This is a genomic window from Halomonas sp. 7T (assembly GCF_025643255.1).
Classification (GTDB): domain Bacteria; phylum Pseudomonadota; class Gammaproteobacteria; order Pseudomonadales; family Halomonadaceae; genus Vreelandella.
The window spans coordinates 2023529-2050338 of sequence record NZ_CP087112.1 but is presented as its reverse complement, the minus strand read 5'-3'; the positions used below and the strand labels follow the sequence as shown (position 1 = coordinate 2050338).

28 protein-coding genes are annotated in these 26810 nt (G+C 53.6%); 11 read left to right on the top strand and 17 right to left on the bottom strand.

The genetic code is table 11. The features are described from left to right. Positions 1-16 precede the first annotated feature (16 nt). Positions 17-1189, top strand: coding sequence for an ImmA/IrrE family metallo-endopeptidase (locus LOS15_RS09555; protein WP_170919469.1), 1173 nt, complete (start codon positions 17-19; stop codon positions 1187-1189). Then, complete coding sequence (locus LOS15_RS09550) at positions 1189-1713, top strand: DUF4411 family protein (protein ID WP_081137403.1); 525 nt, start codon at positions 1189-1191, stop codon at positions 1711-1713. Before LOS15_RS09555 ends, LOS15_RS09550 begins: the two co-directional genes overlap by 1 nt. 370 nt (positions 1714-2083) lie before the next feature. Here LOS15_RS09550 and LOS15_RS09545 read toward each other — a convergent pair whose 3' ends face one another. After that, positions 2084-3052 carry a chromate resistance protein gene (locus LOS15_RS09545; protein ID WP_263065525.1) on the bottom strand — a complete coding sequence of 323 codons (969 nt, stop codon included), beginning with the start codon at positions 3050-3052 and terminating at the stop codon, positions 2084-2086. Positions 3053-3133: 81 nt separating this feature from the next. On the opposite strand from LOS15_RS09545, the gene chrA reads away from it, so the two are divergent. Continuing rightward, positions 3134-4510: a chromate efflux transporter gene (gene chrA / locus LOS15_RS09540; protein ID WP_081195074.1), complete on the top strand. Its 1377-nt coding sequence runs from the start codon at positions 3134-3136 to the stop codon at positions 4508-4510. 67 nt (positions 4511-4577) lie between these two features. On the opposite strand, the gene LOS15_RS09535 is transcribed toward chrA, so the two are convergent. Further along, a complete protein-coding gene (locus LOS15_RS09535; protein WP_081137409.1) occupies positions 4578-5948 on the bottom strand; it encodes an MFS transporter in 1371 nt (456 codons plus the stop codon). A 33-nt stretch (positions 5949-5981) separates the two neighbouring features. Further along, positions 5982-6257, bottom strand: a complete 276-nt coding sequence (locus LOS15_RS09530; protein ID WP_263065521.1) for a metal-sensing transcriptional repressor — start codon at positions 6255-6257, stop codon at positions 5982-5984. A 130-nt stretch (positions 6258-6387) separates the two neighbouring features. On the opposite strand from LOS15_RS09530, the gene LOS15_RS09525 reads away from it, so the two are divergent. Genes LOS15_RS09525 through LOS15_RS09515 form a run of 3 tightly spaced genes read left to right on the top strand, consistent with a single transcriptional unit; the run spans position 6388 to position 8375 of the window. Further along, positions 6388-6756: a hypothetical protein gene (locus tag LOS15_RS09525; protein ID WP_139790094.1), complete on the top strand. Its 369-nt coding sequence runs from the start codon at positions 6388-6390 to the stop codon at positions 6754-6756. Between the two features lie 52 nt (positions 6757-6808). Beyond that, entirely contained in the window at positions 6809-7543 is a 735-nt protein-coding gene (locus tag LOS15_RS09520; RefSeq protein ID WP_263065519.1) for a HupE/UreJ family protein, read from the top strand. Positions 7544-7559: 16 nt separating this feature from the next. After that, complete coding sequence (locus LOS15_RS09515; RefSeq protein ID WP_263065517.1) at positions 7560-8375, top strand: hypothetical protein; 816 nt, start codon at positions 7560-7562, stop codon at positions 8373-8375. A gap of 179 nt (positions 8376-8554) precedes the next feature. Here LOS15_RS09515 and radC read toward each other — a convergent pair whose 3' ends face one another. The 9 genes from radC to LOS15_RS09470 all read right to left on the bottom strand — a co-directional run bounded on the left by radC (position 8555) and on the right by LOS15_RS09470 (position 15789). Next, a complete protein-coding gene (gene radC / locus LOS15_RS09510; protein ID WP_081137418.1) occupies positions 8555-9052 on the bottom strand; it encodes a RadC family protein in 498 nt (165 codons plus the stop codon). 87 nt (positions 9053-9139) lie between these two features. Then, positions 9140-9751 (bottom strand): lambda exonuclease family protein, encoded by a 612-nt coding sequence (locus LOS15_RS09505; protein WP_263065514.1) that lies wholly within the window; start codon positions 9749-9751, stop codon positions 9140-9142. Positions 9752-9784: 33 nt separating this feature from the next. Continuing rightward, entirely contained in the window at positions 9785-10540 is a 756-nt protein-coding gene (locus LOS15_RS09500) for an ERF family protein (protein ID WP_263065513.1), read from the bottom strand. Positions 10541-10562: 22 nt separating this feature from the next. Beyond that, positions 10563-10733 (bottom strand): hypothetical protein, encoded by a 171-nt coding sequence (locus LOS15_RS09495; protein ID WP_263065512.1) that lies wholly within the window; start codon positions 10731-10733, stop codon positions 10563-10565. Positions 10734-10854: 121 nt separating this feature from the next. After that, positions 10855-11823 carry a DUF932 domain-containing protein gene (locus LOS15_RS09490; protein ID WP_263065511.1) on the bottom strand — a complete coding sequence of 323 codons (969 nt, stop codon included), beginning with the start codon at positions 11821-11823 and terminating at the stop codon, positions 10855-10857. A 98-nt stretch (positions 11824-11921) separates the two neighbouring features. After that, entirely contained in the window at positions 11922-12260 is a 339-nt protein-coding gene (locus LOS15_RS09485; RefSeq protein WP_263065509.1) for a hypothetical protein, read from the bottom strand. 198 nt (positions 12261-12458) lie between these two features. Then, entirely contained in the window at positions 12459-13655 is a 1197-nt protein-coding gene (locus LOS15_RS09480; RefSeq protein ID WP_263065507.1) for a tyrosine-type recombinase/integrase, read from the bottom strand. 387 nt (positions 13656-14042) lie between these two features. Continuing rightward, positions 14043-14417, bottom strand: a complete 375-nt coding sequence (locus tag LOS15_RS09475; protein ID WP_263065505.1) for a DUF6746 family protein — start codon at positions 14415-14417, stop codon at positions 14043-14045. Positions 14418-15003: 586 nt separating this feature from the next. Further along, the gene (locus tag LOS15_RS09470) at positions 15004-15789 is read right to left on the bottom strand and encodes a CLCA_X family protein (RefSeq protein WP_263065503.1); all 786 of its coding nucleotides are present in this window, start codon (positions 15787-15789) and stop codon (positions 15004-15006) included. 144 nt (positions 15790-15933) lie between these two features. Between LOS15_RS09470 and LOS15_RS09465 the strand changes: the two genes are divergently transcribed. Continuing rightward, positions 15934-16620 carry a type 1 glutamine amidotransferase domain-containing protein gene (locus LOS15_RS09465; protein ID WP_263065501.1) on the top strand — a complete coding sequence of 229 codons (687 nt, stop codon included), beginning with the start codon at positions 15934-15936 and terminating at the stop codon, positions 16618-16620. Between the two features lie 99 nt (positions 16621-16719). Here the strand turns inward: LOS15_RS09465 and LOS15_RS09460 are convergent, their stop codons facing one another. From LOS15_RS09460 to LOS15_RS09450, 3 genes are all read right to left on the bottom strand, one after another. Continuing rightward, positions 16720-17517 (bottom strand): MipA/OmpV family protein, encoded by a 798-nt coding sequence (locus LOS15_RS09460; RefSeq protein ID WP_263065500.1) that lies wholly within the window; start codon positions 17515-17517, stop codon positions 16720-16722. Positions 17518-17836: 319 nt separating this feature from the next. After that, positions 17837-18052 (bottom strand): hypothetical protein, encoded by a 216-nt coding sequence (locus LOS15_RS09455; RefSeq protein ID WP_263065498.1) that lies wholly within the window; start codon positions 18050-18052, stop codon positions 17837-17839. A 368-nt stretch (positions 18053-18420) separates the two neighbouring features. Beyond that, entirely contained in the window at positions 18421-19752 is a 1332-nt protein-coding gene (locus LOS15_RS09450) for a M20/M25/M40 family metallo-hydrolase (protein ID WP_263065497.1), read from the bottom strand. 186 nt (positions 19753-19938) lie between these two features. On the opposite strand from LOS15_RS09450, the gene LOS15_RS09445 reads away from it, so the two are divergent. Together LOS15_RS09445 and LOS15_RS09440 are read left to right on the top strand one after the other, a co-directional pair. After that, positions 19939-21162: a YbfB/YjiJ family MFS transporter gene (locus tag LOS15_RS09445; RefSeq protein ID WP_263065495.1), complete on the top strand. Its 1224-nt coding sequence runs from the start codon at positions 19939-19941 to the stop codon at positions 21160-21162. An 89-nt stretch (positions 21163-21251) separates the two neighbouring features. Further along, entirely contained in the window at positions 21252-22715 is a 1464-nt protein-coding gene (locus LOS15_RS09440) for a sodium-dependent transporter (RefSeq protein ID WP_263065493.1), read from the top strand. On the opposite strand, the gene LOS15_RS09435 is transcribed toward LOS15_RS09440, so the two are convergent. Together LOS15_RS09435 and LOS15_RS09430 are read right to left on the bottom strand one after the other, a co-directional pair. Further along, entirely contained in the window at positions 22677-24023 is a 1347-nt protein-coding gene (locus tag LOS15_RS09435) for a Y-family DNA polymerase (RefSeq protein ID WP_263065492.1), read from the bottom strand. The genes LOS15_RS09440 and LOS15_RS09435 overlap by 39 nt on opposite strands. Beyond that, complete coding sequence (locus tag LOS15_RS09430; protein WP_263065489.1) at positions 24020-24463, bottom strand: LexA family protein; 444 nt, start codon at positions 24461-24463, stop codon at positions 24020-24022. Before LOS15_RS09430 ends, LOS15_RS09435 begins: the two co-directional genes overlap by 4 nt. A gap of 392 nt (positions 24464-24855) precedes the next feature. On the opposite strand from LOS15_RS09430, the gene LOS15_RS09425 reads away from it, so the two are divergent. Next, positions 24856-25734 (top strand): alpha/beta fold hydrolase, encoded by an 879-nt coding sequence (locus tag LOS15_RS09425; RefSeq protein ID WP_263065487.1) that lies wholly within the window; start codon positions 24856-24858, stop codon positions 25732-25734. Between the two features lie 34 nt (positions 25735-25768). Next, complete coding sequence (locus tag LOS15_RS09420; protein ID WP_263065486.1) at positions 25769-26809, top strand: patatin-like phospholipase family protein; 1041 nt, start codon at positions 25769-25771, stop codon at positions 26807-26809. The last annotated feature ends 1 nt before the right edge of the window (position 26810 follow it).

Genomic DNA, 26810 nt, shown 5'->3' with positions numbered 1-26810 from the left:
GGGGTTAGGACTAGACATGGCCAAAGCAAATCCAGAAATTCTCAAGTGGGCTCGAGAAACTGCTGGCCTAAGCCTCGAGGAGGCGGCTAGCAAACTAGCCCTTGGCGGAAAGAGAGTGACCGGCTCAGAAATGTTGGCAGCGTATGAAGCGGGTGACCGTTCACCCACTCAGCCCCAATTGATGAAAATGGTTAAGCATTACCATAGGCCTTTCATAACTTTTTTTCTGCCTACTCCGCCGCGTAGTGCCTCGTTGGGCGAAGACTTCCGTCGTCTTCCTGAGGCGAAGCGGGATGAGCATCAAGGTAGCGTAAGCGCTCTTGTTCGTGACATCTACCTTCGCCAATCACTAGTTAAAGATGCTCTTATTGACAAAGAGGAGGACGTGATTGTCGATTTTGTGGGTAAAGGGCAAGTCACTTCAGCCGTAGATAGTGCCTGCCGTACAATAAGGGACTATTTTGAAATCGATATTGCCGCATATCGAAGAAGGAAAGGTGCCCACGAGGCATTCAAATATCTCCGAGAAAAAATCGAGATCAAAGGGATTTATGTGTTGCTCATTGGAGACTTGGGCAGTAATCATTCTTCAATCAATACCGAGGCCTTTCGCGGCTTCGCTCTCTCTGATCCTATTGCACCCTTTGTAGTAATCAATCAGAACGACTCGAAATCAGCCTGGTGCTTCACTCTGCTTCATGAAGTGGTACACCTGTGGCTGGGGAAAACTGGCATCAGCGCCCAGACGCACGAACACAAAATTGAGCGTTACTGCAACGATGTCGCGAGCCACATCCTGATTTCAGCAGATGAGGTGAGCGAGGTCTATGAAGCTGCCATGCAGTCGGAAGAGACCTTCGTCATAGCGCTGCAGCGGGAGGCAGGAGACCTCAATGTTAGCGCTTCACTGGTAGCGTACCGGCTGTTTCGTAGCAATCTGCTCAACCAAGCTCAATGGGAAAGGGCTAGCACTGAGCTTCGTGAGTTGTGGCTGAACAGTAAGGCCAAATCAAAGGAAAGCGAGTCTGGCTCAAGTGGAAATTTCTACAATACGCAGCGCCATCGTGCAGGAGGCGCTCTTATCAGCCTTGTTCGTCGTTCGCTACAGGATGGCGTTCTAACTGAAACCAAGGCGGGTCGTGTTCTGGGAGTTAACCCAGGTAATGTCGCTGAAATGGTAGGATTTTAATGCCTGACAAACAAAAAAAGCTGTTTCTTCTCGACGCTAATATCATCATTCACGCCCACGATTATTACTACCATATGGAGAGAGTGCCAGAATTTTGGCGCTGGCTTGAGTTTCATGCTGGCGATGGTTCTATCTGTATGCCGCTTGAGACAATTGATGAGATAAAAGGCGGCACAAAGGCACAGCATGCAAACTGGGCTAAAAGCCGAGAGATACGTGACCTCCTTGTTTTACAAGAAGAATTTGATGTGGACCTATTGAACAGAGTGCTAGACGAAGGATATGGATCAGACCTCGATGAGATAGAACTTGAGAAGGTTGGGAAGGATCCATTTTTAATCGCTTACGGTCTTCGGGATCCAGTCAACAGGATTGTGGTATCCAATGAGATTCCTAAACCCTCGGCACGTCGCAAGAACCGTAAAGTTCCGGATGTGTGCGATGATATGGGAGTCCGTTGTTGTACCGTTTATGCGCTATTACGCTCACTGGACTTCCGCACTAATTGGCGTGACAGTATTTAATGCCAGCTTTAGTTTGACGAATCACTGCTCCAGACATCGTCGCCTGTCAATTTTCTTGTCAAAACAGTGCAAGCACATTTTCACGCCGCAGCCGCAAACTCGAAATTCCTCGGCTTCTGATAGCCTGGTTAGAAAGGAGCTGGCACCTGTCGTACTCCATCTGAATACATGACACATGCTGCTTGGCGGCTAATTATGCCGTTCAAGGAATGCGAAATACGCTAGCAACCTAAACTACCTTTCTTTCTCCTCGTGCCATTGCTGGAAATATTTAGAACGTCCGCGGGCCGACTGAACCCTTATTTCGAGCCACGAGGGTCGCTAGCAAAAGGCTGGGGTAAACCCGGCCTTTTCACTATTAGCGCATTGCTCACTCCCCGTTTGGGTCTCCCGCCAAATACGCCTGGTAAAGGTCATCAAACAACATATCTGTATGTTGTAGTAGGGCATCATCGTCGTCACAACGCTCTTTAGCCCCGGCCAGCATGAGTTTTAACCCTACGGCCTCCGGCACAGGGGTGCCCCCCACATCCAAGTAGTGGACTAGCTCCGCAATCCTGCTCAAGCCTGCCTGTGTCTCAAGGCTAAAACTCGCGAGCAGCACTTCAAACGTGACCTTGTCATCAACATGGGTGAAATGAGCTCCATCAAAATCAAACCCCAGCGCGTCTGTCGGACACTGGCTCGGATGCTCAAGCCACACGAAGCGAGCCTCGGGATCAATAAAGCGCTTGATCAACCAAGCCGATGCCAGCCTATCCACCCAAGGGCGACGGCGCGTGGCCCACCATCTCCCGCGAAATGCAGAGTGATCAAGCCGTGGGATCTCGGCTTGGATCGGCTGGGGCTCGTCTGGCACAAAGCAACGATTAAAGACGGTCTCCGCATCTGCCAAGGCCATAACGGCGCGCTTGCTTTCTGACCCTGGATAAAAATCGATCTCCACAATGCCTTGTAAACGTCGCTGCAACTGGGTCAATTGACGCTGCGCTTCTCGCTCCTCCAACTGAGGGCAAGCCTGCTGCCAGTCAACCACTGCCGCTCGTAAGGCTTGAAAATCTGGCGTTCGATCAAAGAGCGAAGGCAACACATCGACGCTATCTATGGCAGATTCTTCTATCTCGATCAGCAGCGCGTTACCTCCCAGCTCCCGAATAGCGCCGACTTGTAACTCCAGCGCTTCCCTTCGCGAGGGGCTAGCAGGCAGTAAGTAGACACCATCTCTGAGTACCACGGCACCTAAACTACGAAGTGCCCGCCAGATCCTCATACGGGGTGTGCCCGCCCGCCCACTGAGGCGCATGATCAGGATTAACCAGTGCTGTACGTTATCTGTCATACCGCCTCTTTCGTTGTATGTATAACCCCATTGTTATACATTCTACAAAATAACACCCCTGACATCGTTAAAGAGTGTGCCATGCCGCCCATCATTGAGTCGCCCCATCAAGTACCGTTCCGTGAGGCCGTTAGGGTCTGGTTACGAATCGCACTATTAAGCTTCGGCGGCCCCGCCGGTCAGATAGCGGTGATGCATCGCATACTCGTTGAAGAAAAAAAATGGATTGGCGAGCGCCGTTTTCTGCACGCGCTTAACTACTGCATGATGCTGCCGGGGCCAGAAGCGCAACAGTTGGCTATCTATATCGGTTGGCTGATGCATCGTACCAAAGGTGGCTTGGTCGCGGGCAGCCTCTTTGTGCTACCTGGTTTCATCGCCATTCTGGCCCTGAGCTACCTGTATGCCGCCTTGGGCAATGTGGGAGCCGTTGAAGGGCTCTTCTTTGGCCTAAAAGCGGCGGTTCTAGCCGTGGTGCTTAACGCTGTCGTCCGTATAGGTAAAAGGGCACTGAAAAATCAGATAATGCTTGGCATCGCCGCTGCCGCGTTTGTCGCCATCTTCTTTTTTGAGGTAGCGTTTCCGCTGATTATTCTAGGCGCGGCCCTTCTGGGGTATTGGGGAGGGAAACGTGGCATGACGGCCTTTCAGGTAGGAGGTGGCCATGGAAATGCCGACGAGTCAGTGCTTAGCGACCGAGACTCCCTACTGGGCGAAGGGCTGCCTGCCCATGCACGCCCCAATCGCCAGTGGTCGCTACGTATGTCAGGCACGTTACTCCTATTGTGGCTAACACCGGTAGTGCTGCTATTGGCCCTATTCGGCAGCGAGAATGTGTTCAGTCAGATTGCTTTCTTCTTCAGTAAGATGGCGGTGGTGACCTTTGGCGGTGCCTATGCGGTGCTGGGTTACGTCACTCAAGAGGCGGTGCAAAATTATGGATGGTTGGCACCGGGCGAGATGCTGGATGGCCTGGGCATGGCGGAGACGACACCGGGCCCGTTAATTCAAGTCGTGCAGTTTGTTGGGTTTATGGGCGCTTATCGTGAGGCCACAGGCCTTGATCCTATGTTGGCCGCAACGCTCGCCGCATTGCTGACCACGTGGGTAACGTTCGTACCTTGTTTTCTTTGGATATTTTTAGGGGCTCCCTATGTGGAGCGTTTACGTGACAACCGCGCCCTCAGCGCGGCGCTGTCCGCCATTACCGCTGCGGTCGTCGGGGTTATCCTCAACTTAGCCATTTGGTTTGGACTTCACGTTATCTTCGCTGACGTAGGCGAAAGGCACGTGATGGGAGCGCGACTTTTAGCGCCGAACTTAGCGTCCCTCGATTTACTGGCGTTGTTACTGGCGGCAGGCGCCATGATCGCGATTTTTCATTTCAAGGTTGGCATGCTCAAGGTGCTGTTTGGCTGTGCGTTACTCGGCGTTCTAGCCTCCCTGGTTAGCTTCTAATTACCTCACACTGTCAAGCTTGCTAGAGCCCACTTGAGGGCAATATCCCTCCGCCAGCTTTATCAGATCATGATGGCCATCGCGTATGGTGGTTATCAATGACAAATACATGTCGATGCGAGCCTGGGGAATGATGGTGGAAATGGCGATGAGGTTCCGGCCCCTCCCACCCTTCATGCTCGTGCTGATGATGTTCATCGTGGTAGTGCCGGTGGGTATGGCTTATGGGGATGTGCTCGTGCTCAACAATCATCGGGTCACGTCTATGCCAGATAAGAGCTGTGAGCGCCGTTGCCGCCAGGGCCACCGTTCCCAGCAAAGCAAACGTCCCCTTCAGCCCAAGGTTCACCCCCAGCCAGCCTGCCAGCGGATAGGTGACCAGCCAACAGCTGTGTGACAACGAAAACTGGGCAGCAAACAGCGCTGGACGATCCTCGGGCTGGCATGAGCGCTTGAGCAGGCGCCCGGTGGGGGTCATGACCAATGAGGCCCCTGCGCCCAGCAGTAACCATAGCCCGACAAGCCCCGCAAACGATGGGCCTAGCCAGCCCAGGTAGAGGCTGAGAGCCATCATAACGCCACCCAGCAGCATGACCGGCCGTTCGGACACCCGATCCAGCACCTTGGGCAACAGTAAGGCCACTAGCATGGAGCCCCCGCCTGCGGCGGCAAAGGCCAGGGCTACCTCTTTCTCGCCCAAACCCAACACCGAGCGCACGAGCACTACCGTGTTGACGATCTGCATGGCCCCGGCGGCTGATACCGCCAGGCTCAACGCCAGCAGCCCGCGCAGCCGGGGCGTCTTTAGGTAAATTCGCGTGCCATGGGTAACGCGACGCCAAACGCCGGGAACATCCTCTAGGGCAAGAGGCGCAGGCAGGGTCACCGATATCACCAGGGCGGCAGAAATAAAGAAGGCCAATGCGTTGAGTACGAACAGGACATCAAAACCCATCACCATCAGCAATGCCGCCGCCGCCATCGGGCTAAGAAGGTTTTCTAAGTCATAGGCGAGGCGCGACAGGGATAATGCTCGCGTGTATTGCTCTTCGTCTTCGAGAATGTCAGGGATCGTCGCCTGGAAAACGGGTGTAAAGCCTGCTGAACAAGCATTGAGCAGAAAGATCAGCACATAGATCTGCCACACCTCGGTAACAAACGGCAGCGTGCAGACCACGGCCGCACGCAGCACGTCCAGGCTAACCAACAAGGTGCGCCGAGGCAGGCGTGAGGCATAGGCGCCGACCAGTGGGGCAATGCCCACGTAAGCGACCATCTTGATCGCCAGCGCGGTGCCGAGCACGACCCCCGCCTGACCCTCAGCAAGGTGATGAGCCAGTAATGCCAGAGCAACCGTGGTCAGACCGGTACCAATCAGTGCAATGACTTGAGCGAAAAAGAGATGGCAATAGACGCGATGGGCAAGTACATCAAGCATTGAGCGTTCCTCAAGTGAGGGGCTTAGATGCGTTTACAGGTAGCGGGCTATGGCCTTGAATTCTTCAGCCCGCGCCCGCTGGGTTTGACCCTGAGGGCCCAAAGCATCATCTAGGCAGTGGTCGATATGATCTAAAACCAAGGTACGTTTGGCCTGTTGAATGGCTTTCTCAACCGCATGGAGCTGCTGTGCAATGTCCAGGCAGTGGCGACCGTCCTCTATCATCTGCGTCACGCTCGAAAGGTGTCCCCGAGCGCGGTTTAAGCGCTTGATGATATCGGGATGTGACTGGTGAGTGTGTATGGTCATTTTCTTTTCCCTTATTATATTCCTATCCCCCTGGAGGGGATGTTAATCTATTGCTGGTTTTCTGCCAACGTTATAGTTCAAAGCAGACGGCTATCGATTTCTTTTTTTACATTCATCTTGGTTGCTTTACATGCTCAATCGGCTGCGCCACCGCCTTGGCTATCTGACCCTGCTGTTGGTGTTCCTGCCTAGTCTGGTAATCACCAGTGTGGGCGAGGCGCGTGCGCATGGGGCGGCGAGCATGATGGGCGTTGAGCCGTCTCTCCACGAGAATGTACAGAAAGGCCATGGGCATACCCATGGTCACGAGCATGAGGACGGCCGCCACCTCCATAATGAGAGTGGCGGCCACTTTCACGAAAAAGCGGATCGGCTCGGGTCGGGCATTACCATTGAGCCAAACTTCCGCAACGCCCTGCGGCTAGGTGAACGAAGCGGTCTACCGCTGCGTCGCGTCTACCGCTTTGAGCGTCCTCCACGGCCAGTCATTGCTGGATGACTGAGGCCGTCTGCCTGACGGCCATTCCTAATGACAGACCCGTGGAGGTTTTATGTTTCCATCCCAAATAGGGGGTGCGTTCGGCTTGTCTGCTATAACCCGACGCCACGCACTGACCCTTCTCACATTGCTGGTAATGCTCCTGGGAGCCAGCGGTGAAGCCCTTGCCCACGCTGTTGCTGAAGGCGATAAAGGGTACATCCAGGAGATCTATGGCGTTCACCTGATCTCGTTCGTCTATCTCGGTGCCAAGCACATGGTGACGGGGTATGACCACATCCTGTTTTTGCTAGGGGTCATCTTTTTCCTCTATCGAATGCAGCACATCGCTATCTACGTCAGCCTCTTTGCGATTGGTCACTCGACGACCATGCTGCTAGGGGTGTACTTCAATATTGGCATCAATAGCTACCTGATCGATGCCATCATCGGGCTCTCCGTTGTCTACAAAGCGCTCGATAACATTGGTGCGTATCAGCGCTGGTTCGGCTTTCAGCCCAATACCAAAGTGGCAACGCTGGTCTTCGGCCTGTTTCATGGCTTTGGATTGTCGAGCAAGATCATTGAATACGATATCTCCTCGGATGGGCTGGTTCCCAATCTGCTGGCGTTCAACGTCGGGGTGGAAATAGGCCAGCTATTGGCCTTGGGTGCGATCCTCATTGGCATGGGATTTTGGCGACGCACTGCCGGTTTCTTACGCCACGCCTATACCGCCAACGTCGCCATGATTTGTGCTGGCTTTATGCTGGTCGGTTATCAGCTCACCGGCTACTTCATCGCCTAATTCAGGAGAGACCCAAATGTACAATACCGATCTTCCAACCCGTGCCGAGTTACCTTCGACGGGTAAATTACTTCGATCTACATTGCTTGCTGCGGTAATAGCCACTGCTCTATTGGTCACCGTAGTGTTGCCCGCAGAGTATGCCATCGACCCCACCGGCGCGGGCCGCTTGTTGGGGCTGACCGAGATGGGTGAAATCAAGAACCAACTAGCCGAAGAGGCCGAGCTTGACCAGGCCAACGATCAAGCCAGTGTCCAACAGGCTTCTCAACCCACTGCACCTCAAGAGGCGAGTAGCGATAGCCAGCCTGCGACGGCAAGCGATGCTGGTTCTCAGACCGCCACGTCACAGGCAGAGATGGCTCCCCAAACAGCCAATTCAGCCCCAGCGAGTGATCCAGTCGCACCTTCGCCCGCTGAATCTGAAAGGATGATGACCGACGCCAGCGTCGCGCTAGCGGAGGCATTGGCTTCCGAGGAAGCCGCTTCCCAGGCGACACAAGCGGAAGAAGCGTCCCCATGGCGTGATGAGGTGAGCTTTACCCTGACGCCAGGGCAAGGCACGGAGTACAAACTCACCATGCAAGAAGGGGCGGTTGCTACCTTTGCTTGGGCATCAGAAGGTGGCCCTGTCAACTTTGATACGCACGGTGATGGCAATGGAAATTCCATCAGCTACGAGAAAGGACGTGGCGTACCCGAGGATGAGGGGGAGCTAGAAGCCGCTTTCACTGGCAATCATGGCTGGTTCTTCCGTAACCGCAATGACAACGATGTGACCATTGTCTTGCGCGTGGACGGAGATTATGGCGAGTTAGTGAAGGCCCTTTAACGGACTAGCCCCTAGTGCTCTCTAGAGTGCTAGGGGCTTCATGACTGTCATACATCGTTAAACAATTAACGCACTTTATACTCAAGAGCCTTGATACCAATAGCATCTGTTTCAGCCAAAAAAAGAAGCTTTTTTGAGAGCTACCACATTGGGCAGCTCTTGCTTTACCTCCCGTATCACTACAAATACCCCAACTCCGCAAATGACTGGCACCCTTCGCTCGCCACCACTACGTGATCAATCACCTTGATATCCATTAGCTCCAAGGCTTCCTTCAGGCGCTCTGTGATTCGCCTATCTGAATCGCTGGGTTCCGGGTCACCACTGGGATGGTTATGAACCAAAATGACGGCAGCGGCGTTGTAGGCCAGCGCGGCTTTGAGCACTTCCCGCGGATAAACGCTGGCGGTGTCGATGGTGCCCCGAAAAAGCTCCTCGAAACGGATAACGCGATGTTGGCTATCCAAGAATAGAACGCTGAACACTTCATGCTCGTAGTCTTGCAGCAATAATTGCAGGTGCTCAAAGGCTTGCGACGGCTGGGTAATCTTGCACCCTTTGGCCAGCTTGCGGCGCGCAAAGCGCTTGGCCATGTTGATGATATCGGCTTCAGTGACGGGCGATGTGACGTGGTAGGTACCCGCTACTTCGCCCGCTTTTAGTTTTGAGTACGTCATAGTTGATTCCAGAAAAAAAATGCCGGGGTGTTGGCCCCGGCATCTATGTCATTAGATAGCGTGTTGAGTTTTGAGGTATGAGTTCCGTCACGCAGCCATCACTTGGCTGATACGCCGCTCCATCTCTTCATGAAAAGCCGCAACTCGCTCAGCAATCATGCGAATCATGAAGTCGTCACGGTAGGCGCGCTTGATGAACAGCGGCATACCGGGCCAGTAGCTCACAAAATCGATCCACTCTCGTTCACTGACCCATAGTCCACCCTGGCATTGAGGCACATGCTCATCGGGTATCTCTCCGTTGAGCAGCACTTCTATTTGGAACTTGGGCAGCTTGGTTTTGATCTCAAGCAGGCCGTTAGCGCCTACCAAGCTGTCGGGGGAGTAACCCACATTGTGATTAAGGATGATGCCTACTTCGTGTGGCTTGGGTTCTCCTGTGGTATCACAGTAGAGCGCACGGGCTACGCCTTCCAGCGTATGCCCACGCCGGGTATGCGCGTTGCCCTGAAACGGCTCGGCCAGCTCCCCGGTAATTCGCTCACCGATTAACTGGTGCATGTAGGTAATCGCCCCGGTACCCAACCCACATGGGCCTTTACCCTTAACCAGCAAGGCTTTGAGCTCCGACATGGTGACGCGACCTAGCCGCGCCGCCAGCCACTCTGGGGTGCCTTGCTCCATACTAAGCACTTGCATGGAAGCCTCCTGTCATAAGGGGTAGCTGGTGGGTTACTTAACCGATCGCTTAGAAAGTGAAGCGCGCAGCTTGTCGAAGTCAGTCTGAGGCACTTGCACGGCTGAACCGTACTTACCGCTGAACCATTCCTGGGTCGTGGCGGGGCACTGGCCAATCAACCGCTGGATCTGTCCCGCCTGAAAGAGCGTAACTAGCTTGATACCCACTTTGGTACTGGATTTACCGTTGTCGTCCTGGCCCCGTGTGGTGATGTTGAGTAGGGCGCAGAGTACGTAGCGCTTGCCATAGCTGGTGGATGAGCCAAACGCTTGCACCGCGTTCTTGTTACCGCTGATATCAGCGGGCAGCAGCATACTGGTCTCTTCGCGGTGACCATCCTTATGCATCAGCACACCGGTCACCTCAATACCGCGCTCCTGCGTCTGAATACGAAAGCTCACAGCAAAGCCGTGTTTCTGCATGATGGGACGTACGGTATCGACGATATCTTCCAAGGTGGCGTAACAGCCGTTATTGGTTTGCCCGCGTTCTTCAATGCTGGGGAGTTCGGTCTGCATGGCCGCCATGGCTGCGCTATAGGCCATCATGGCCTGGCGATCCATGACCCGTTCCTGCATTTGTAACAAGCGCTCCATTTTGTCGATATCGACGTCCGGGTTGAGCGCAGCACGCTCAATCACCTGAATAATGGCCGTGCTCTCCGCAAGATGGGGTGTGGGTGCTGCAGGAACAGCTTGTAAAGAGGATGCAGATGGCTCGTGATTTACCACATTAGTTTTGGTGGCCATGACAAGGCTCCTTCAATAGGGGTTAAAGATCGTCGGGAAGTTCATGCGGAGGAACGGGGCATAGGCGCAGTTCGGTGCGATACAACTGGCCCTTTGCCATGACGTAGGTCTGTGCAAAGGTTTGATCCTGGGTGAGCAGTCGTTCCGTCAACTGGGTTAAAGCGATATCTAAATCGGGGCTAAGAGAGGCCATGATGTGCTCCACGTTAAAAACAATAAGCCCAGCCTGTTAGGGGCTGGGCTTATTGCGTTATCCAATGAGGGGTAAGACAAAAACTAAGAAAATTAGCAGTAAAATAATGAGAAACAGCATGTCAGCTCACCAGGGCAAGAGCCGTTTGCAATGCCTCCTGCTTCAGCTGCGCCCCTTGGCCAAACCACGCTGAATCCAATCGGGTATCGTTGCTACGCGCCCGCTTGTCGTGATCCACGTACTCGGTAACGGCATTGAGCAATCCCCACGCAGTATCTTTGGCCGTGTCGAGGTGGGAACCGCGGCCTTCGCCGTGGTAGAGCTTCTGCACTTTGTTGAGTGCCCGGTAGTTGGGCAGTTTGGAAGGGTCATCTATCGGCTTATCGATACCGCAGAGCACCGACTGAAAATACTGCTGTGCCTCACGATGGTCGATCTTACGTTCCGCCAAGGCCTTCATGCGGTACATGAAGTCATTCCACTGGGAAACGGAAATACCCAGCTGGCTTTTTACCGCACGAGGATCGAACTCTGAACGGTGGGGTACCTTCACTGCCTGCGACGTGCCATCCACCGCAATCTGTAGCGTGTTGTTGCACACCACCCGTACCGTGGTGGGTGTCGCCATTGTGGCCAGCGTGCCATCACAGGATGTTGCCAACAGTAGGTAGTCGTTGACTTCATCCTGGCCTTTCAGCGATGTGCTTAAGCCACTACGTGCCAACGCCCAGAACTTACGACCTCCTTTAAGCACGCCAGCGGTTTCTAGCTCATACCCGGCGTACTCGGTTAGGTCACGGTAAAACTCCAGGATCTCCTCGGGCTGCACCACCTTATAGCGCTGCGACACCACCGACAGCGGTGCTTTGGTATCCGAGCGATAAAGCACCTTTTGCTCAGGGAACGAGTGAATGCTGCCCAGGTGGCTAGCCCCTTCGGCAATAAAGCGCACCGGCGCTTCTTCAATATGCCAGTTCATACCGGCCTGTTGCTGCCAGACCTCCAGCGGTTGATGACGAGACAGTTGCTGCCCCAGGCCATGCCAAGGGGTATCACCAATGTAAGCCATGTGTTCAACGAGATGTGCCATGAGTCATTCTCCAGACATAAAAAAAGCGCTGACCAAAGGCCAGCGCGCGAAAGTGAATAGGCGGATCATTCGCCCCACACAGGGCGAACAACGATAGGTTAAGCGTTAGGTGCTAAAGGCGGGTAGGCGTCGCGGTAGGTGCAGCCGCAAGACAAGCATAACCACGGTGTCCCGCTGCCAACTGGCAGCCAATGCTCAAACAGCGAGGTGGCCATGCGTGAGCCGGTTTGACCTCCGGCCACGGCACCCATCATGGCGGCAGGCAGCTTTGCCAATGGAAAGCGAGTCACCGCCAATGGCAATGGGCCGGTGACGGCGGTTGCGCGCCATGCGCCAATAGCACCGCCAATCAATGTGCTGCCTACCACGCTCACGCGTTGGGCAGTCTCCAGGTTCAGTAGGCGTGTTGATGCACAACGCTTACAGGGTAGGGACATATTGAAGCTCCTATGCAGCGGAAAAGGTTCCCGTGGGGTGGATGCATAGGAGTGATATAGATTTCAAAATATTTGGAATATTTAGGCTCAGTGACAATGAGTTGGGCGATTTTATACCCCAGTAAATTATGAAGCGGAGAAATCTTGTGTGCTTCTGATGTAAATATGGCAGAAGTGAACACCCTGATGATTTCCAAGTTATTGAAAATTATGGTCTTTCACGTAGTCTGCCCAATCCTGCATCATAGCCCTGCGTTTTTCAAAAAGATCACCACGTCTGTAGGCGGCTTCTACTTTATTTTCTATAGCATGAGCTAACGCCATCTCAGCCACATCGCGCGGATAGCTTGTCACTTCACCTGTCCAGTCGCGAAAACTTGACCGAAAACCATGTGGTACATAGTTGCCTTTGTCACCGTTTGGGCCATAACCAAGACCGCGCATGAACTGTAGTAGGGACATGTTGGAAAGAGGACGGCCAGGTTTCATACCCGGAAAAATAAATGCATTGCCTTTAATCTTTGGCAGATTAGCTATCAGCACTAAAGCTTGGCGGGAGAGGGGGATGCGATGTTCACGGCTAGCTTTCATGCGCTTCGCAGGAATAATCCACGTGGCGTTAACAAGATCAATTTCGTTCCACTCAGCATTGAGAACTTCCGACGTCCTGGTTGCTGTTAGGATCAGTAACTGCAGCGCTTTTGATGACATGCTATTGTAATTTTGTACAGCCTCCATGAACTCAGCCACTTGTTCGTAGGGCATTGCAGGGTGATGAGTAACTTTCTGAACTTTTGATGGTTTTGGCAACAATTTATCTAAGTGACCACGCCAGCGTGCTGGGTTGGCTTCATCTCGATATTTGTGTGCTGAAGCATAGTCCAACACATTCTCAATTCGGCCTTGAACACGCTTAGCAGTTTCAGTCTTAGCTATCCATATGGGGCTAAGTATATTGAGTATTTGATGAGTGTCGATTTCATCAACAGGCATTTCGCCAATGACTGGCCTTGCGTAAGTCTTTAATGTGCTAACCCATTGTCGAGCATGCTTAGCATTTCGCCAGCTACGCCGGTGAGACTGAATATACCGTGCAGCGCAATTTGTAAACGTAGGGGTCGATTGTTGCTGCGTTTCCAGCTCGCGAGCGTGAATTGGGTCAGTGCCTTCTTTGGCCAGCTTTCTATAGTTTTCAGCTTTACGACGAGCCTCGGCTAAGCCTGTGTCCGGGAAGCTGCCAAGCCCCATTTCTCGGCGTTTACTTTTTAAAGTAAATCTAAGTACCCATTTCTTAGCCCCACCTTTAGAAACCACTAGGCGTAAACCGCCACCATCTTCATGTTTGCCCGGTTCAGCAGTAGCTACTTTGCGTGGGCTAAGCTTGTGTATTGCCACGGCTTACCTCTCTTAAAATTGGGGTTAGTCCCCCAAATAGTCCCCCATACGTTATAGATCAACATAGACTTCAATAGACAAAAATGCAATACAAGCACATGATTTTATTGGCAGTTGTAGTTTTTGGTAGATAGTGGTGGATGTTAAATCAGCGGACTCCCCCTCCGCCATAGAATATAGAAAAAGCCCGCTGAGAAATCAGCGGGCTTTTTTGCACTTGTCATTTGTGCATCACTTCCCAATCAGTCCGTACGATTTCGTTGGCTTTGACTGAACAGAAGCAAGCAATTTAGGCGCTATCTATCTCGGTTCTACGGTAGCCGCACTATCGTCCGGCCTCACTATGCAATGGATGCTCTACCAAGCGGGACTGCGATGAATGTGCTGCTATTGGGTCAGAGGCGCAGAGGCTTCTAGGTAGTCGGCAGCGTTCGTGGCAACACGTTCTTGATTCAGCGTTTCAGAGCCCAGGTGCACTTCTTCTAGTGAAACTGCCATCGTTTCGACTTCTTGATCTATCCGCTGAAGTGCATTTTCAAGCGTGTAGGTCAGCATATGAATCTCTCCCATTTGTTCGTTAGAGAGGGTTTCAGCGTTTAGAAGCTGAATGAGCTGTTGATTGCCTTCTGTAAGATTTTCCAGCGCTTGCGTGAGATTTTCAGAAGACACTCCCTCAAAATGATCCAGGCGATTCTGCTCATCTGCCAAAACAACGCCGCTGCTCATTAAGCTTCCCAGAATCAAAACGGAAATGCGTTTCATACAGAACCTCATTATATGTGGATCTTTAAATAATTACGGATGATTGAAGTACCATCAGGCTTTTATGGCAACGATAATGATAATTCTTTTTATTTGCATTGCAACAGTGGTTTGCGTTTTTGTCCATGCCTGACTTCTGTAGAACGATTGGAAGATCGGTAAAGCAGGGCCCCAGAGGCAGAGCGATGGGGACTGAGTGGTTGGCTTGTCAGCAGCTCAACGGGGGCTTGGATCTATGTTGCGAGGAGGGGAGTTATGGCATGTGGCAGATGTCTGGATGCCTTAGCCTTTTCATGGGCGTTAAATAAGCGCACACGAAATGGACGCTTTTGGTCGTTAGATACAAACTAGCCCGAGCCACCTTCCGCGCGCCTTTAATCATTGAGTTCCTGGCGATGTGGAGGCCACGATGAGTGGGTAGTTCCCATTAAAAGGGAAGGATGCCGCTGAAACCTATCCCAGTGACGGCAACGATCACAACAATAATAACGACAATGGTAGTGGTAGATGGCATTTTTCTCTTCCTTTGAGATATGAATGTCATTGAAGCGTAGTTGTCATTGGCGTGTTTCGCACATCCCGCGTTTTATGAAGGACTCTCTTTGCTGAGCGCCCTCCCCAAGCTGGCAAAATAGTTGCTGAACAGCGCATTGATGCGTTCGCGTTGCTCGCCTTGTGGGTATAGGCCGTGCTCTGCCTCGTGGGAGGTTTGGGTACCGTTCACTAGGAAGTGGTTTTTGATGGTGGCGTCCTGCACGAAAGCTTCAAACGCTCGGGCGCACAGCTCTTCTGGTTTGCTGTAATAGAGTTGGCCCTGGGCTTTATCCATAGCAGCGGAGTAGTTGAAAAGCGCGCTGGGCTGCTGGCCGTCGGGATGAAGCAGAATAGCGTTAAAGCAGGCGAGTAAGCGCTGGTTGAGCGGGTGGGGAATCGGAGCTGCATCCGATAGCCATGCCGCCGAGGCAAAGGCGCTAGTGGGTACGTTATGAAAACACTTCTGAGCAATGTAGTGATCAAACGCGTGGAACCATTCATGGGCAATGCTGCCAGGCCCCGCATTTTTAGCGAGCGAAAAGCAGCGCTGGCTGGGGTCGTAATGAGCGGAAACGCCGGGCCTACCACCGCTTCCGTACTGCAGGGCTATCGAACCACGCAGTGAAATCAGTGCCTCATTGCCGCGCAGGATCAGCATTAAATCGCACAGTGCATCGTGAAAAAGCTCGGCAGCGCGGTCGCGTTCGGCGGTGGTCACCCAGCGGCCGATTTCAATGGAACGAAAATCGAACTGGCGACGAATTAGCGCAAAGCTGCTGGCACGCGCTGAGCGGTGCACGGGCCCACGGCGGTAAAACTCTCGCGCTTCAATACTCACGGCGTGCTCGTTAATCTAAAAAAGAAGTTCACCGAGCTATCTTATCTAAGGTGCTTTACCTTGCAACCAAGAAAACACGCCCCAAGGTAAGGTAGGTAGGTAACGCAAGACGCTATCGCACTCTTCACAATTAGGAGTTATGAGATGAGCAAGCGTATTTTGGTGGTACTAACGTCACACGATCAGTTAGGAGATACGGGTGAAAAAACCGGCTTTTGGCTGGAAGAGCTAGCCGCGCCGTACTATGTGTTTAAAGATGCGGGGGCTGATATTACGCTTGCCTCGCCGAAAGGTGGGCAGCCGCCGCTGGATCCGAAAAGTGACGCAGACGATAGCCAAACCGACGAAACGCGGCGCTTTAAGCAAGATGGTGAGGCTAATGCGGCGCTAGCGGCCACCCATCGCCTTAGCAATATGAGTGCCGATGATTTCGATGCGGTGTTCTATCCAGGTGGTCATGGCCCGCTGTGGGATTTGGTTAACGACCAAGACTCTATCCAGCTGATTGAAAACTTTATTGCGCAGGGTAAGCCAGTGGCATCGGTATGCCATGCACCCATCGTGTTAATTAATGCGAAAAACAGCAGTGGTGAGCCGCTGGTGAAAGGGCGTCAGGTGACAGGCTTCACTAACGGCGAAGAAGAGGCGGTCGGTTTGACAGGTATCGTGCCGCATTTGGTGGAGGATGCGCTGCAGCAGTGTGGCGGCATTTACAGCAAAGCAGACGACTTTACGCCGTATGTGCGTGAAGACGGCCAGTTGATTACCGGGCAAAACCCGCCTTCCTCTGCGGCTACCGCTGAAGCACTGGTGGCGTGGCTGGCGCGTTAAACAGTACGTTTATTTACGTTAGTAACCATAACGGCGGGCCATAGTGCCCGCCGTTTTGATTGATTTAGCGACGCAGGGGCAACGTCAAAGCGTCCTATTTTAAAAGCGATAGCTAAGTGTTACCCCTGTGAGGGTTTGCCAATCGCTGCCTAGCTCATCAACAATAGGGCTGTCGGCAGCGCTGCCAGTGAGATACGTTGCGCCCACAAAGCCGGTGGCTGTCCATTCAGGCGTCAGGAAGTAGCTAAGGCTTGCATTGGCTCCCATGCGCCAGTAACCACTATCCGGAGAGTAGGCCGCCACGCCGCTACGCGCGCTGTCTTGCACCGACACACCAAACAGCGACTCGGTCCATTTCTCGTTTGAATAGGTAACGCTGGGCGTTAGGGTAAAAAGTGTCCGTTCGCTAACCGGCATGCGCAAGGCGGCATTGGCTGAAAATTTTGCGCCCTCTACATCGCCGCTCACCGGCGTACTGCCTGCAACGCTATAACGCCAGAGTCCTTGCTGATAGCTGACTCGTAAACCTAACGTGGCACCGCCATCGACTTTTTCAAACTGGCTGATATCGCCCTTATTATCCCGCCCAAAGGTATAGCTAATGAAAGGTGAGGCTGTCCAGTTGCCTTGACGAATAGCGTGCCACTCAATCCCGTTGCGTACGTTGATCGAAAGCTGGTCGCCATATGTGAGGTTAACAACGGGCCAGGCACGTGCGTCATAGTCGTCGCTGCCTAGATAATCAGGAGAGTAGGTGACGCCTGCCCCGATACTGCCTTCCCAACTATCTCCCCAGGCGGGTGCGGCTAGCGCGATGCCGAAAGCCGCTGCTAGCCATGGGGCCATACACTTACGTTGAGAAGCGCGTTGCGTTGCGCGAGAAACGAGAGTCGTCACTGGGATATCCTTTTAGTGTTGCAAACGTGCGTGATTGTATGTTTTTGGCTCAAGCCACTGCAAGCTAATCTGATAGCTTGAATGAGCCATCATCTAAAACTATTTACTGTTTCATAGCTTAGGTTAGATAACTCAGCGGCTATAGGCTTCACTGTGTGCACATAGCGCAGGGAAAGCGTTACAAGGACGTGCAGGTAAGGAATGCTTGCGATGTACAAGGACGCATGAACAGGAGGTTCGTGAAGAAAGATCAAGGAGGAGATGATCAAACCCCGGCCGGGACCGCCGGGGTTTTTTTATGGCTCAACGTTTTCATTTATTAGCTGGCGCGATGATAAAACAGTGCGCTGAGCGTGCTCATGGGGGTAGAGATAGCCGTTTGGCAGTTCATACAGCGCAGCGTAGCACTGTCTTTACCCGAGCCTTCAAGGCGAAAACGATTTAAGTACGACGTGGTAGCGGATTCTGCATTGCCGCAGTGTCGGCAAATAAAATCCACGCCGTGCACTGTTGGACTAATCATAATGTGTCGCACGCTGACCTCCTAACGCGAGGGGTTGATGGGTTCAGGCGTGGTAACCTCCGTGTCGAACAGCATCGGTAGTGATTGATGCGTTAAAAGTATAAGCAGCCATCTGGTTATTCGCCATGTTTGTAAACAGGCTAACGGACAGTTTGCGGGCACACGGCAAAATCATAAAAATATAGGGTTTGTTATCCTAGATTAATGTTTTTGACATATTGAAGGTTCATGGTGAGTAGCAACACAAGGAGCGGTGCTCAGGAGCAAGACTAAGCAAGGAAAGCTTGTTAAACCAGGGATGCATGAACAGGACGTTCATGAAGAAGGATTACGGAGGAAATTCTACTACCCCGGCCAGAAATGGCCGGGGTTTTTTTACGCTACTTCTTCTTTGTTTTTTTAGACTTTGTGTGTTTTTTGTCTGCGCTGTTAGGAGGCGTATCGCTTTCAGATTTGTTGCTGTCAGGCTTGTCACTTTCAGGCTTATCACTGCCTTGGTGAGTAAGTGGGTTGGCCTGATCAAGCCGTGGGTGATTGTCTAGAAATTCCCGCTGTAAATCAGGCAGCGCATCCAGTGCTTTGAGCGTGTGAGTCAGTGCATGAATCGCTGCGAGCACATCCTGGGTGTTGCCGGTTTCAGAGATGGTGTGCATGTTGCGGATCGGAAAACCGATGGAGGTGGCCGCGCTATCAATAGAAGCGAGTACGCCCGCCATGCCGTCAGTACCGGTATCCACGCCGACGATATCCCGCTGCAGGGGAATATCCTGCTCTTTGGCGGCGCTGGCAATGATGCGGTTGAGCTGTTCGCTAGCAATAGAACCGACCGCCATGGTGAAGCCTTTACCCATTTCCAGCGGCTGCATCCGCTTGTCGCCAATACCGGGGGCGGCTACGTAGTCGTGGTTAACGTCGACGCCAATCAGTGCGTCTGGCTTGAGTTCACCTGCCATCACGCGGCTGCCGAAACGGCCAATCTCTTCGTAGCTGGCAATGGCAAACAGTACGCGTACTTTTTTGGTGCCGCCTGATTCGGCGATTAACTTCGCCACTTCTGCGGTAACAAAGCAGCCTAAGCCATTATCCAGGTAAGCACCGTAAAAGGTGTTTGGGCTAAAGCCAGGACGAATAGGCCGGTCGAAAATAATCGAATCACCCGGGCGAACGCCGAGGTTTAGCACCTGCTGCTTTTTATTTTCGCCGTGAATCTGCAGGTCTAAGTAGATCTGCTCTTTTTTGATGCCTTTGCTGCCATCGCGCTGGGCGGGGTCAGAAAAGTGAATAGCGCCCAGGGCTTCTACTGTGCCGCCTTGGATGCAGCGGTAGCTGCCGGGGGCGTCGGGGTCTTCGCTAAACAGCTTCACTTCATGGCCAATCAGTACCGTCGGCAGGAAGGAGTCGGTATTGATCCATATCTTGCCGTCTTCACCAATCGAACGAACCTGCATGCGGATTTTATCCGCGTGGCCGATGATCATCACTGTAAACATGTCATCGCGGCCAGGGTGGGTGTCCAGCACGACACCCGCATTGCCTTTAAATTGATGCAGATGCCAGTCGCTCGGCGCGAAGCTTTCAAAGTAAGGCTTCAGAACGCCGTAGGTCATGGCGCCTTCCAGACCGACCGGACTAGGGGCGGCAAGAATATCGCGCATTAAGTTGAACTGCGCGTCTGGCATGGGCTGTGTCCAGGGTTTGGCGCTATTGCTCATGTAAGCACTCTCCGTATCAGTGGTGGTCATCACGCCTTAGTCTGCCAGATTATTGGCTTGGATGCGCTGATCAACATGCCACGTTTAGCCGATGGTGCAGCGCTACTTTCCGCGTATTATAGAAGATAGCCAGCTATTCATTAGTGCCTTACCCATCACAGTTGTTATTACAAAGAGAGAGCATATATGCCGACGGTTAGCCTGCGCGCGCAGCGCTTTAAAGTGCTATTGGCGGGTGTTTTTAGCCAAATTCTGTGTATCGGCGTTGCCCGCTTTGCTTACACGCCTTTACTCCCTGTGATGCAGCAGCAGAGTTGGATAGGTGATGCTGATGGTGGCTGGTTAGCGGCGCTAAACTACGCAGGCTATATGCTGGGGGCGGTCTTGGCTGCCTCTATTCGTAGTATTCATCTGAAAGATACGCTGTTCAGAATCGGTTTGATCTTAGCGGTGCTGACCACCGCGGGAATGGCATTAACTGAACACTTCTGGCTATGGGCGGGGCTGCGCTTTTTTGCCGGGCTTTCCAGCAGTGGCTCGATGCTACTGGCCTCGGGGTTAATTCTTCATTGGTTGATTCAACACCAGCAGCGTGGCGAGCTGGGTATTCACTTTGCAGGGGTCGGCATTGGTATTGTGGTGGCGGCGTTGGCGGTCGAGCTGATGCTGAAACTGTCGTTAAACTGGCAGGCGCAGTGGTGGGGGTTTAGCGTTCTGGGGGCGGTGCTACTGGTGCCTGCTTGGCGCTGGCTGCCCCGCCCGGTGAAGCCGCTGCCTGGTGCAGGTGCGTCTCATGAAGCGCCTGCCCATCCTCCCTCGCGTACCTTTATGCGGCTGATGCTGCCGGCCTATTTTTGCGCCGGTTACGGTTATGTGATTAGCGCTACCTTTATTGTCACGATTGTCGAGCGCGAGCCGTTGCTGGCGGGCGCGGGTAATTGGGCGTTTGCGTTGGTTGGGCTGGCGGCGGCGCCTGCGGTAATGCTGTGGGATTTAGTGGCGCGGCGCATCGGTTATTTGGGGGCGTTAAGCGTGGCGATGTGGATACAGGTGGTGGGCATTGTGCTGCCTGCCATGACCTCCAGCCTGCCTGGGGTACTGCTAAGCGCGGTGCTTTATGGCGGTACCTTTTTGGGCTGCGTGAGTTTAGTGCTCACGATGGCGGGTAGGCTCTACCCTTCTAGTCCTGCCAAGTTAATGGGGCAAATGACGCTGGCTTATGGGGCTGCGCAAATTTTTGCTCCCGCGCTTACCGGTATGCTGGCAGAGGCGTCAGGTAATTACTCGTTGGGACTGTGGTTGGCAGGCGGCTTTGTTGCGCTAGGGGCGCTGCTCTTGATGTGGTTAAGAAAGGTGGATCAAACTGCCCAGCGGCTAGATGCAGAAGCAAAAGCACTCCAGGTAGCCTAATTGGTAGGCGTCTCGTGGTAACAGAGGCTTGGGCTTTAGATAAAAAATCCTCTAGGATAGGCGCCTTTTTTCAAATAGGGTGGAAGGACATGGCGTCTACTGAGCAACCTCGCATCCAGTGGCTAGGCCGCTGGGGCTTTATGTTGGCAGCCACCGGGTCGGCGGTGGGGCTTGGCAATATTTGGAAGTTCCCTTATATCACCGGGGAGTATGGCGGCGGGGCCTTCGTACTGGTCTATCTGGCGTGCATTTTAGCCGTCGGCGTACCGGTGATGATGACCGAGATTGCCTTTGGTCGCCGTGGTCGCGGCAGCCCGATTGACGCAATACGGCGTGTTGTTAATGAGTCTGGCCGCGCGTCTGTCTGGTCGCTGATTGGTTGGATGGCGATGCTGTGCGGTTTTATGATTCTGTCGTTTTATGTCGTGGTCGCAGGCTGGTCATTCTCCTATTTATGGAAAATGCTCACCGGTGGTCTGGCGGGCGGCAGCGTTGATGATATGGCGGCGGTCTTCGGGGCCAATAATGCCAACCCGTTCATTTTGGGTGGCTGGAGCACGCTGGTGACGGTGCTCACGATGGTGATTGTGGGTAAAGGCGTTCAGGAAGGCATCGAGAAAAATGTCAGCTGGATGATGCCTGGGCTAGTGCTCATGCTTGTGCTGCTGATTGTGTTCGGCGTGTTTTCCGGTGGGTTCGGCGAAGCCGTGAGCTTTTTGTTCTCGTTTAACGCCGGAAGTCTCTCCAGTGAAGGCATGTTGGCGGCGTTGGGCCACGCCTTTTTCACCTTGTCGTTGGCTTCCGGCGCGATTCTGACCTACGGCAGCTACTTGCCTAAAGGTGCTTCGATTGGGCGTACCACGGTAAGCGTGGCCATTGCTGATACCGTCGTGGCTCTGATGGCGGGGTTAGCGATTTTTCCGGTGATTTTTGCCAATGGCATGAACCCCGGTGAAGGGCCGGGGCTGATCTTTATGAGCCTGCCGCTGGCCTTCCAGGCGATGCCAATGGGCACGCTATTTGGCATTCTGTTTTTCTTGATGCTCTCAATGGCGGCGCTGACCTCATCTATTTCGATGGTGGAAGCCACGGTGTCGTGGTTATGCGACAACAAAGGTATGAATCGCAAGTCTGCCTCTTGGGCGACGGGTATCGTGCTATGGCTGATCAGCACGCTGGCAATGCTGTCGTTTAACGTCGGGGCCGACTGGACAGTAGCAGGTAAAAACTTCTTTGATTGGTTGGATTACCTGACCTCGCGCTGGATGATGCCACTGGGTGGCCTAGGTATGGTGCTGCTGGCAGGGTTTGTGCTGAAAAGCGAAACCTTCCGCGACGAGCTGGGCCTTGCGCCTTTGCCTTATGCACTTTGGCTCGCCATGGTGCGTTACGTCAGTCCGCTAGGTATTTTGGTTATTTTTGTCGACGCGCTGGGCCTTTACCCAGTGTCGTTTGCTGCTCACTGGCCGATACTACTGGCGATCTTAGTAATATTTGCGCTAGCCGGCGAGGCGTTAAGCCCGCGGCTGCGCCAAGCGGTGCGCTTGCGCTAACCGCTGCTGTTCACGCTTCACCCTGGCGGCGGCAATCGCGCCGGGGTGAGTGCCTGCCTCCATTAACTCCTCCCAGCACGTGGTGTAGCGCTGAGAACGATGCGCGCAGCGCAACTGCCACGGTGCTTTTGCCGCTGTCATACCAAAACGAATCGTGCCTTGCCCCATGCGCTGATTAATAGCGTCAACGGTATTCATCAAGTGCGGATGCGCCTTGGTGGGAGTCTGCAACAGTGAAAGTTGATACTGCTGCGCATCCACTAAATCCAACAACATGACGCCGGCTTTCATGAACTGAAACCCCGGCCGATACATCTGCTCAAGCCCCTCGCGTACGGCCTCTAAAATAACGCGGGTATCGTCGCTTGGTGATGCTAGGGGAATCATCGCGCTGGGCGAAAGTTGAGGCTGGTCTTTGCGGTGGCGGTTGGTGTTTAGAAACAGCAACACAGCGCGGGTAAGGCTTTTTTGCTGGCGCAACTTTTCAGCACTACGCTGGGCATGGCGGCGCAGGGCTGCGTGCAGTTCCGCTTTGATGCCGGTGGCCTGTCCAAATGAGCGCGATGTCATAATACGCTGACGCGGCTCTTCTAGTGCGTTCATTTCCAAACAGGGGGTGCCGCGTAGCTCGATCGCTGTACGGGCCAGTACCACTGAAAATCGTTTGCGAAGTTGCTTTGGGTCGCACTCCCGTAACTGCCATGCCGTGCGAATGCCACTTACCGCGAGCCGTTCTGCTATACGTCTGCCGACACCCCATACCTCATTCACCGGCAGCTGTTTCAGCAGCGCCGTAGTGGTTGGGCTATTGGCCGTGAGTAGGCAAACCCCTTGGTAGTAAGGCTGCTTTTTGGCAACGTGATTAGCGAGCTTGGCGAGCGTATGGGTAGGTGCCAGTCCGACGCATACGGGAAGCCCTAAATAGCGGCGAATACGGCGGCGCATGGCTTCCCCAAGCGTTTGGCATTGTGCGTCGCTGAAGCCGTCTAGATAGATAAACATTTCATCAATAGAGTAAGGCGCGACCTCTGGGCAAGCATCTTGCAGTAGCTGGGTAAGACGTGCGGACATGTCGCCATACAGCTCGTAGTTAGATGACAACAGGTGAATCGCTCCTCGTCGGCGCAAGCCTTCCAGCTTGAAGGAGGGAGTACCCATGGGGATTTCCATCGCTTTCATTTCGGCCGAGCGGGCAATCACACAGCCGTCGTTGTTTGACATTACGCCAACGGGTTTGCCTTCAAGCGCAGGATTAAATACACGCTCGCAGGAAACATAAAAGTTATTGGCGTCAACCAGGCCAATCATGGCAGATACTCGTGGATGACGGCGCGCACCACGCCCCATAGCTGGCAATTTGTCTCTTCTAGCGGCAATGGCGGGTAGTGAGGGTGTGCCGAGCAAAGGTGTGGCGTGCCTTGATAGAGCGCATAACGCTTGATCAGCACTTCCTCTTCCAACATGGCGACCAGGATATGCCCTAAGCGGGGCGGTATGCTGCGATCTACCACTAGCAAGTCACCGTCGAATATCCCCCAGCCTTCCATGCTGTCACCCGTGGCGGTGAGGTAAAACGTATGGGTAGGATGCTTGATCAGCCGTTCGTTGAGATCGAGCGTGCGCGGTTCGTAATCCTGAGCGGGCGAAGGGAAGCCGCTAAACCCAGCGCGGCCGTATAACGTTGGAAATGGCAGCGGCTGAGAGGTTAACGGCTGGGCTGTCGCAACAGTAGTGGGTTGAGACGGCATCGTCAGCATCCTCATGAACAAATAGTGTATTTATATACAGTATTTATTCATGGGTGAAAAATTGCAAGCGATGTTCAAAGCTGGACGTCGGGGGGCGATTGGCTTAGCGAGTGCTCGTGGCCTAGCGAGCCAGCCACAGGCCAACCATCAATGCACTGATCACGGTAATCAAGAACACAAGATTGCGAGCACGGGTGTCACGACGTGGTTTCATAGTCATTTTCCTGTTGGTTATCATCATTAAGCGCATTACAAAGTAGCAGCAGAACGCGAGCGATCGCCGTATAAAAGCGGCAGATGCGCTGCGTTTAGCATGGTAACGTTTACGTCCTAGAGCGTCATCTGACGTATATAACATTGCTTGGTTATCCGGCTTTAAAGAGAACCTGCTTATGAATGAATCGACCGGCGTGGGTACGGCTGCACAACCGCTTTCCCTGGCGAATGGGCGGCTGGCGGCGCTTAGCTGGGGGCGTAGCACGGCGCCTACCTGGGTAGCACTGCATGGCTGGCTAGACAACGCGGCAAGCTTCAGCCGGCTGGCGCCGCTGTTGGTGAAAGCACTGGATATTCGCATTGTGGCGATTGATTTTCGCGGTCACGGGCATTCGGCTCATGCGCCTACAGGAAACGACTATGCACTCTGGGACTATACCCATGACGTGCTGGATGCCCTGGAATCGTTAGCGATCGAAAAGACAACGTTGCTTGCCCACTCGATGGGGGCAGCCGTGGCGTGCTTGGTGGCATCGGCACTGCCCGAGCGGGTGGATAAGCTCATTTTATTAGACGGTTTAGGCGCGCTCAACACACCTGCTGAAGAGACGGCCAGCCAACTACGCAAAGGGTTAGTGGCCTATAGGCGGCCGCTTTCCCGTCCTCCTCGTTATCCTGATGTTGAGAGTGCGGTCGCCGCGCGGGTAGCCGGTGGTGTCACGCCGCTGGATAGCATCACCGCCACGCCACTTGTGAAACGTAACACCCAGGCGACGGCTGATGGGCATGTGCAAATGCGTACCGATAGCCGTTTATTAAAACCTTCTTTGGTGCGCTTTACGCCCCAGCAGGTGTTGGCATTACTGGCAGACATTCAAGCACCGGTGCTATTGATAGAAGGGGAGCAGGGCATTTTAGGCGAGCGGAGCTGGGCGGAAAAAGCGCGCCAAGCGGTGCCAAACTTAACGCGCCATGTGCTGGCAGGGGGCCATCACCTGCATCTTGAACCTCAGGCGGTTCACCACGTGGCCAGCACCATTAGTCAGCAAGCGTAGCGGGTACCTGATGGCTCGCGTTAGGAAAATGATGATGAAGAAAGTAGCGCATGTTATTGAAGCACCTGTGGCAAGCAGCTCCTTGAAGGGTGGTAATAAGGTGGCACTGGTATTGGGTAGCGGAGGGGCTAGGGGGTACGCGCATATTGGCGTGATTGAAGCGTTGGAAGCGCGAGGCTTCGAGATTATTTCGATTGCCGGCTGTTCCATGGGGGCGTTAATTGGCGGTATTTATGCCGCTGGCAAGCTGCCTGAATACCGGGAGTGGGTGTGCAACCTGGATTATTTAGACGTGCTCAAGCTGGTCGATGTGACCTGGAGCCCCATGGGGGCTATGCGTGCCAATAAAGTGATGAGCAAGCTAGAAGAGCTGGTCGGCGATAGGCTGATCGAAGATTTGCCTATCCCTGTGACAACCGTAGCGACGGATCTGGTTCGTCAGCGTGAAGTGTGGTTTCAAAATGGCCCTTTACTCCAGGCAATCCGTGCCTCTATCGCCGTGCCGGGTGTTATTACACCGGTGCATCTTGGCGAGCAGGTGTTAGTTGACGGAGGGTTGCTCAACCCGCTACCGATGATGCCAATTCTCGCGGCCCATGAGGCGGATTTCGTGGTGGCGGTAAACGTCACCGCCCACAGCCCGCAGCCGGTCACGCTGGAGGAGCTACTGCCTCAACAAGAGAGTGGTGACAGCCGCACCGCGTTAGAGCGGAGTCGCGATGCGAACATTGGCGGCTGGATGGACGATGTGCGCGCTACCACGCGCCGCCTATGGGATGGCCTGGGGGGCAGTAATGGTGATGGGAGCGACGATGATGAAACGGTGGACCTTCGCGGTAAGCGCGAGTGGGGCAAGCTCGATATGATTCTTGAATCGTTTGATATCACCCAGGCTGCGTTAGCGAAGTATAAGGTAGCAGGCTACCCGCCCGATGTTTTGATCGAAATACCCAAAACCGTGTGCAGTACGTATGAGTTCCACCGTGCGAATGAGTTGATCCGCTTAGGTCGTCATTTGGCTGATCAGGCGTTGGAGCGCCGCATGCCCGGCATTGCCTCGGATGCGGCGGAATAGC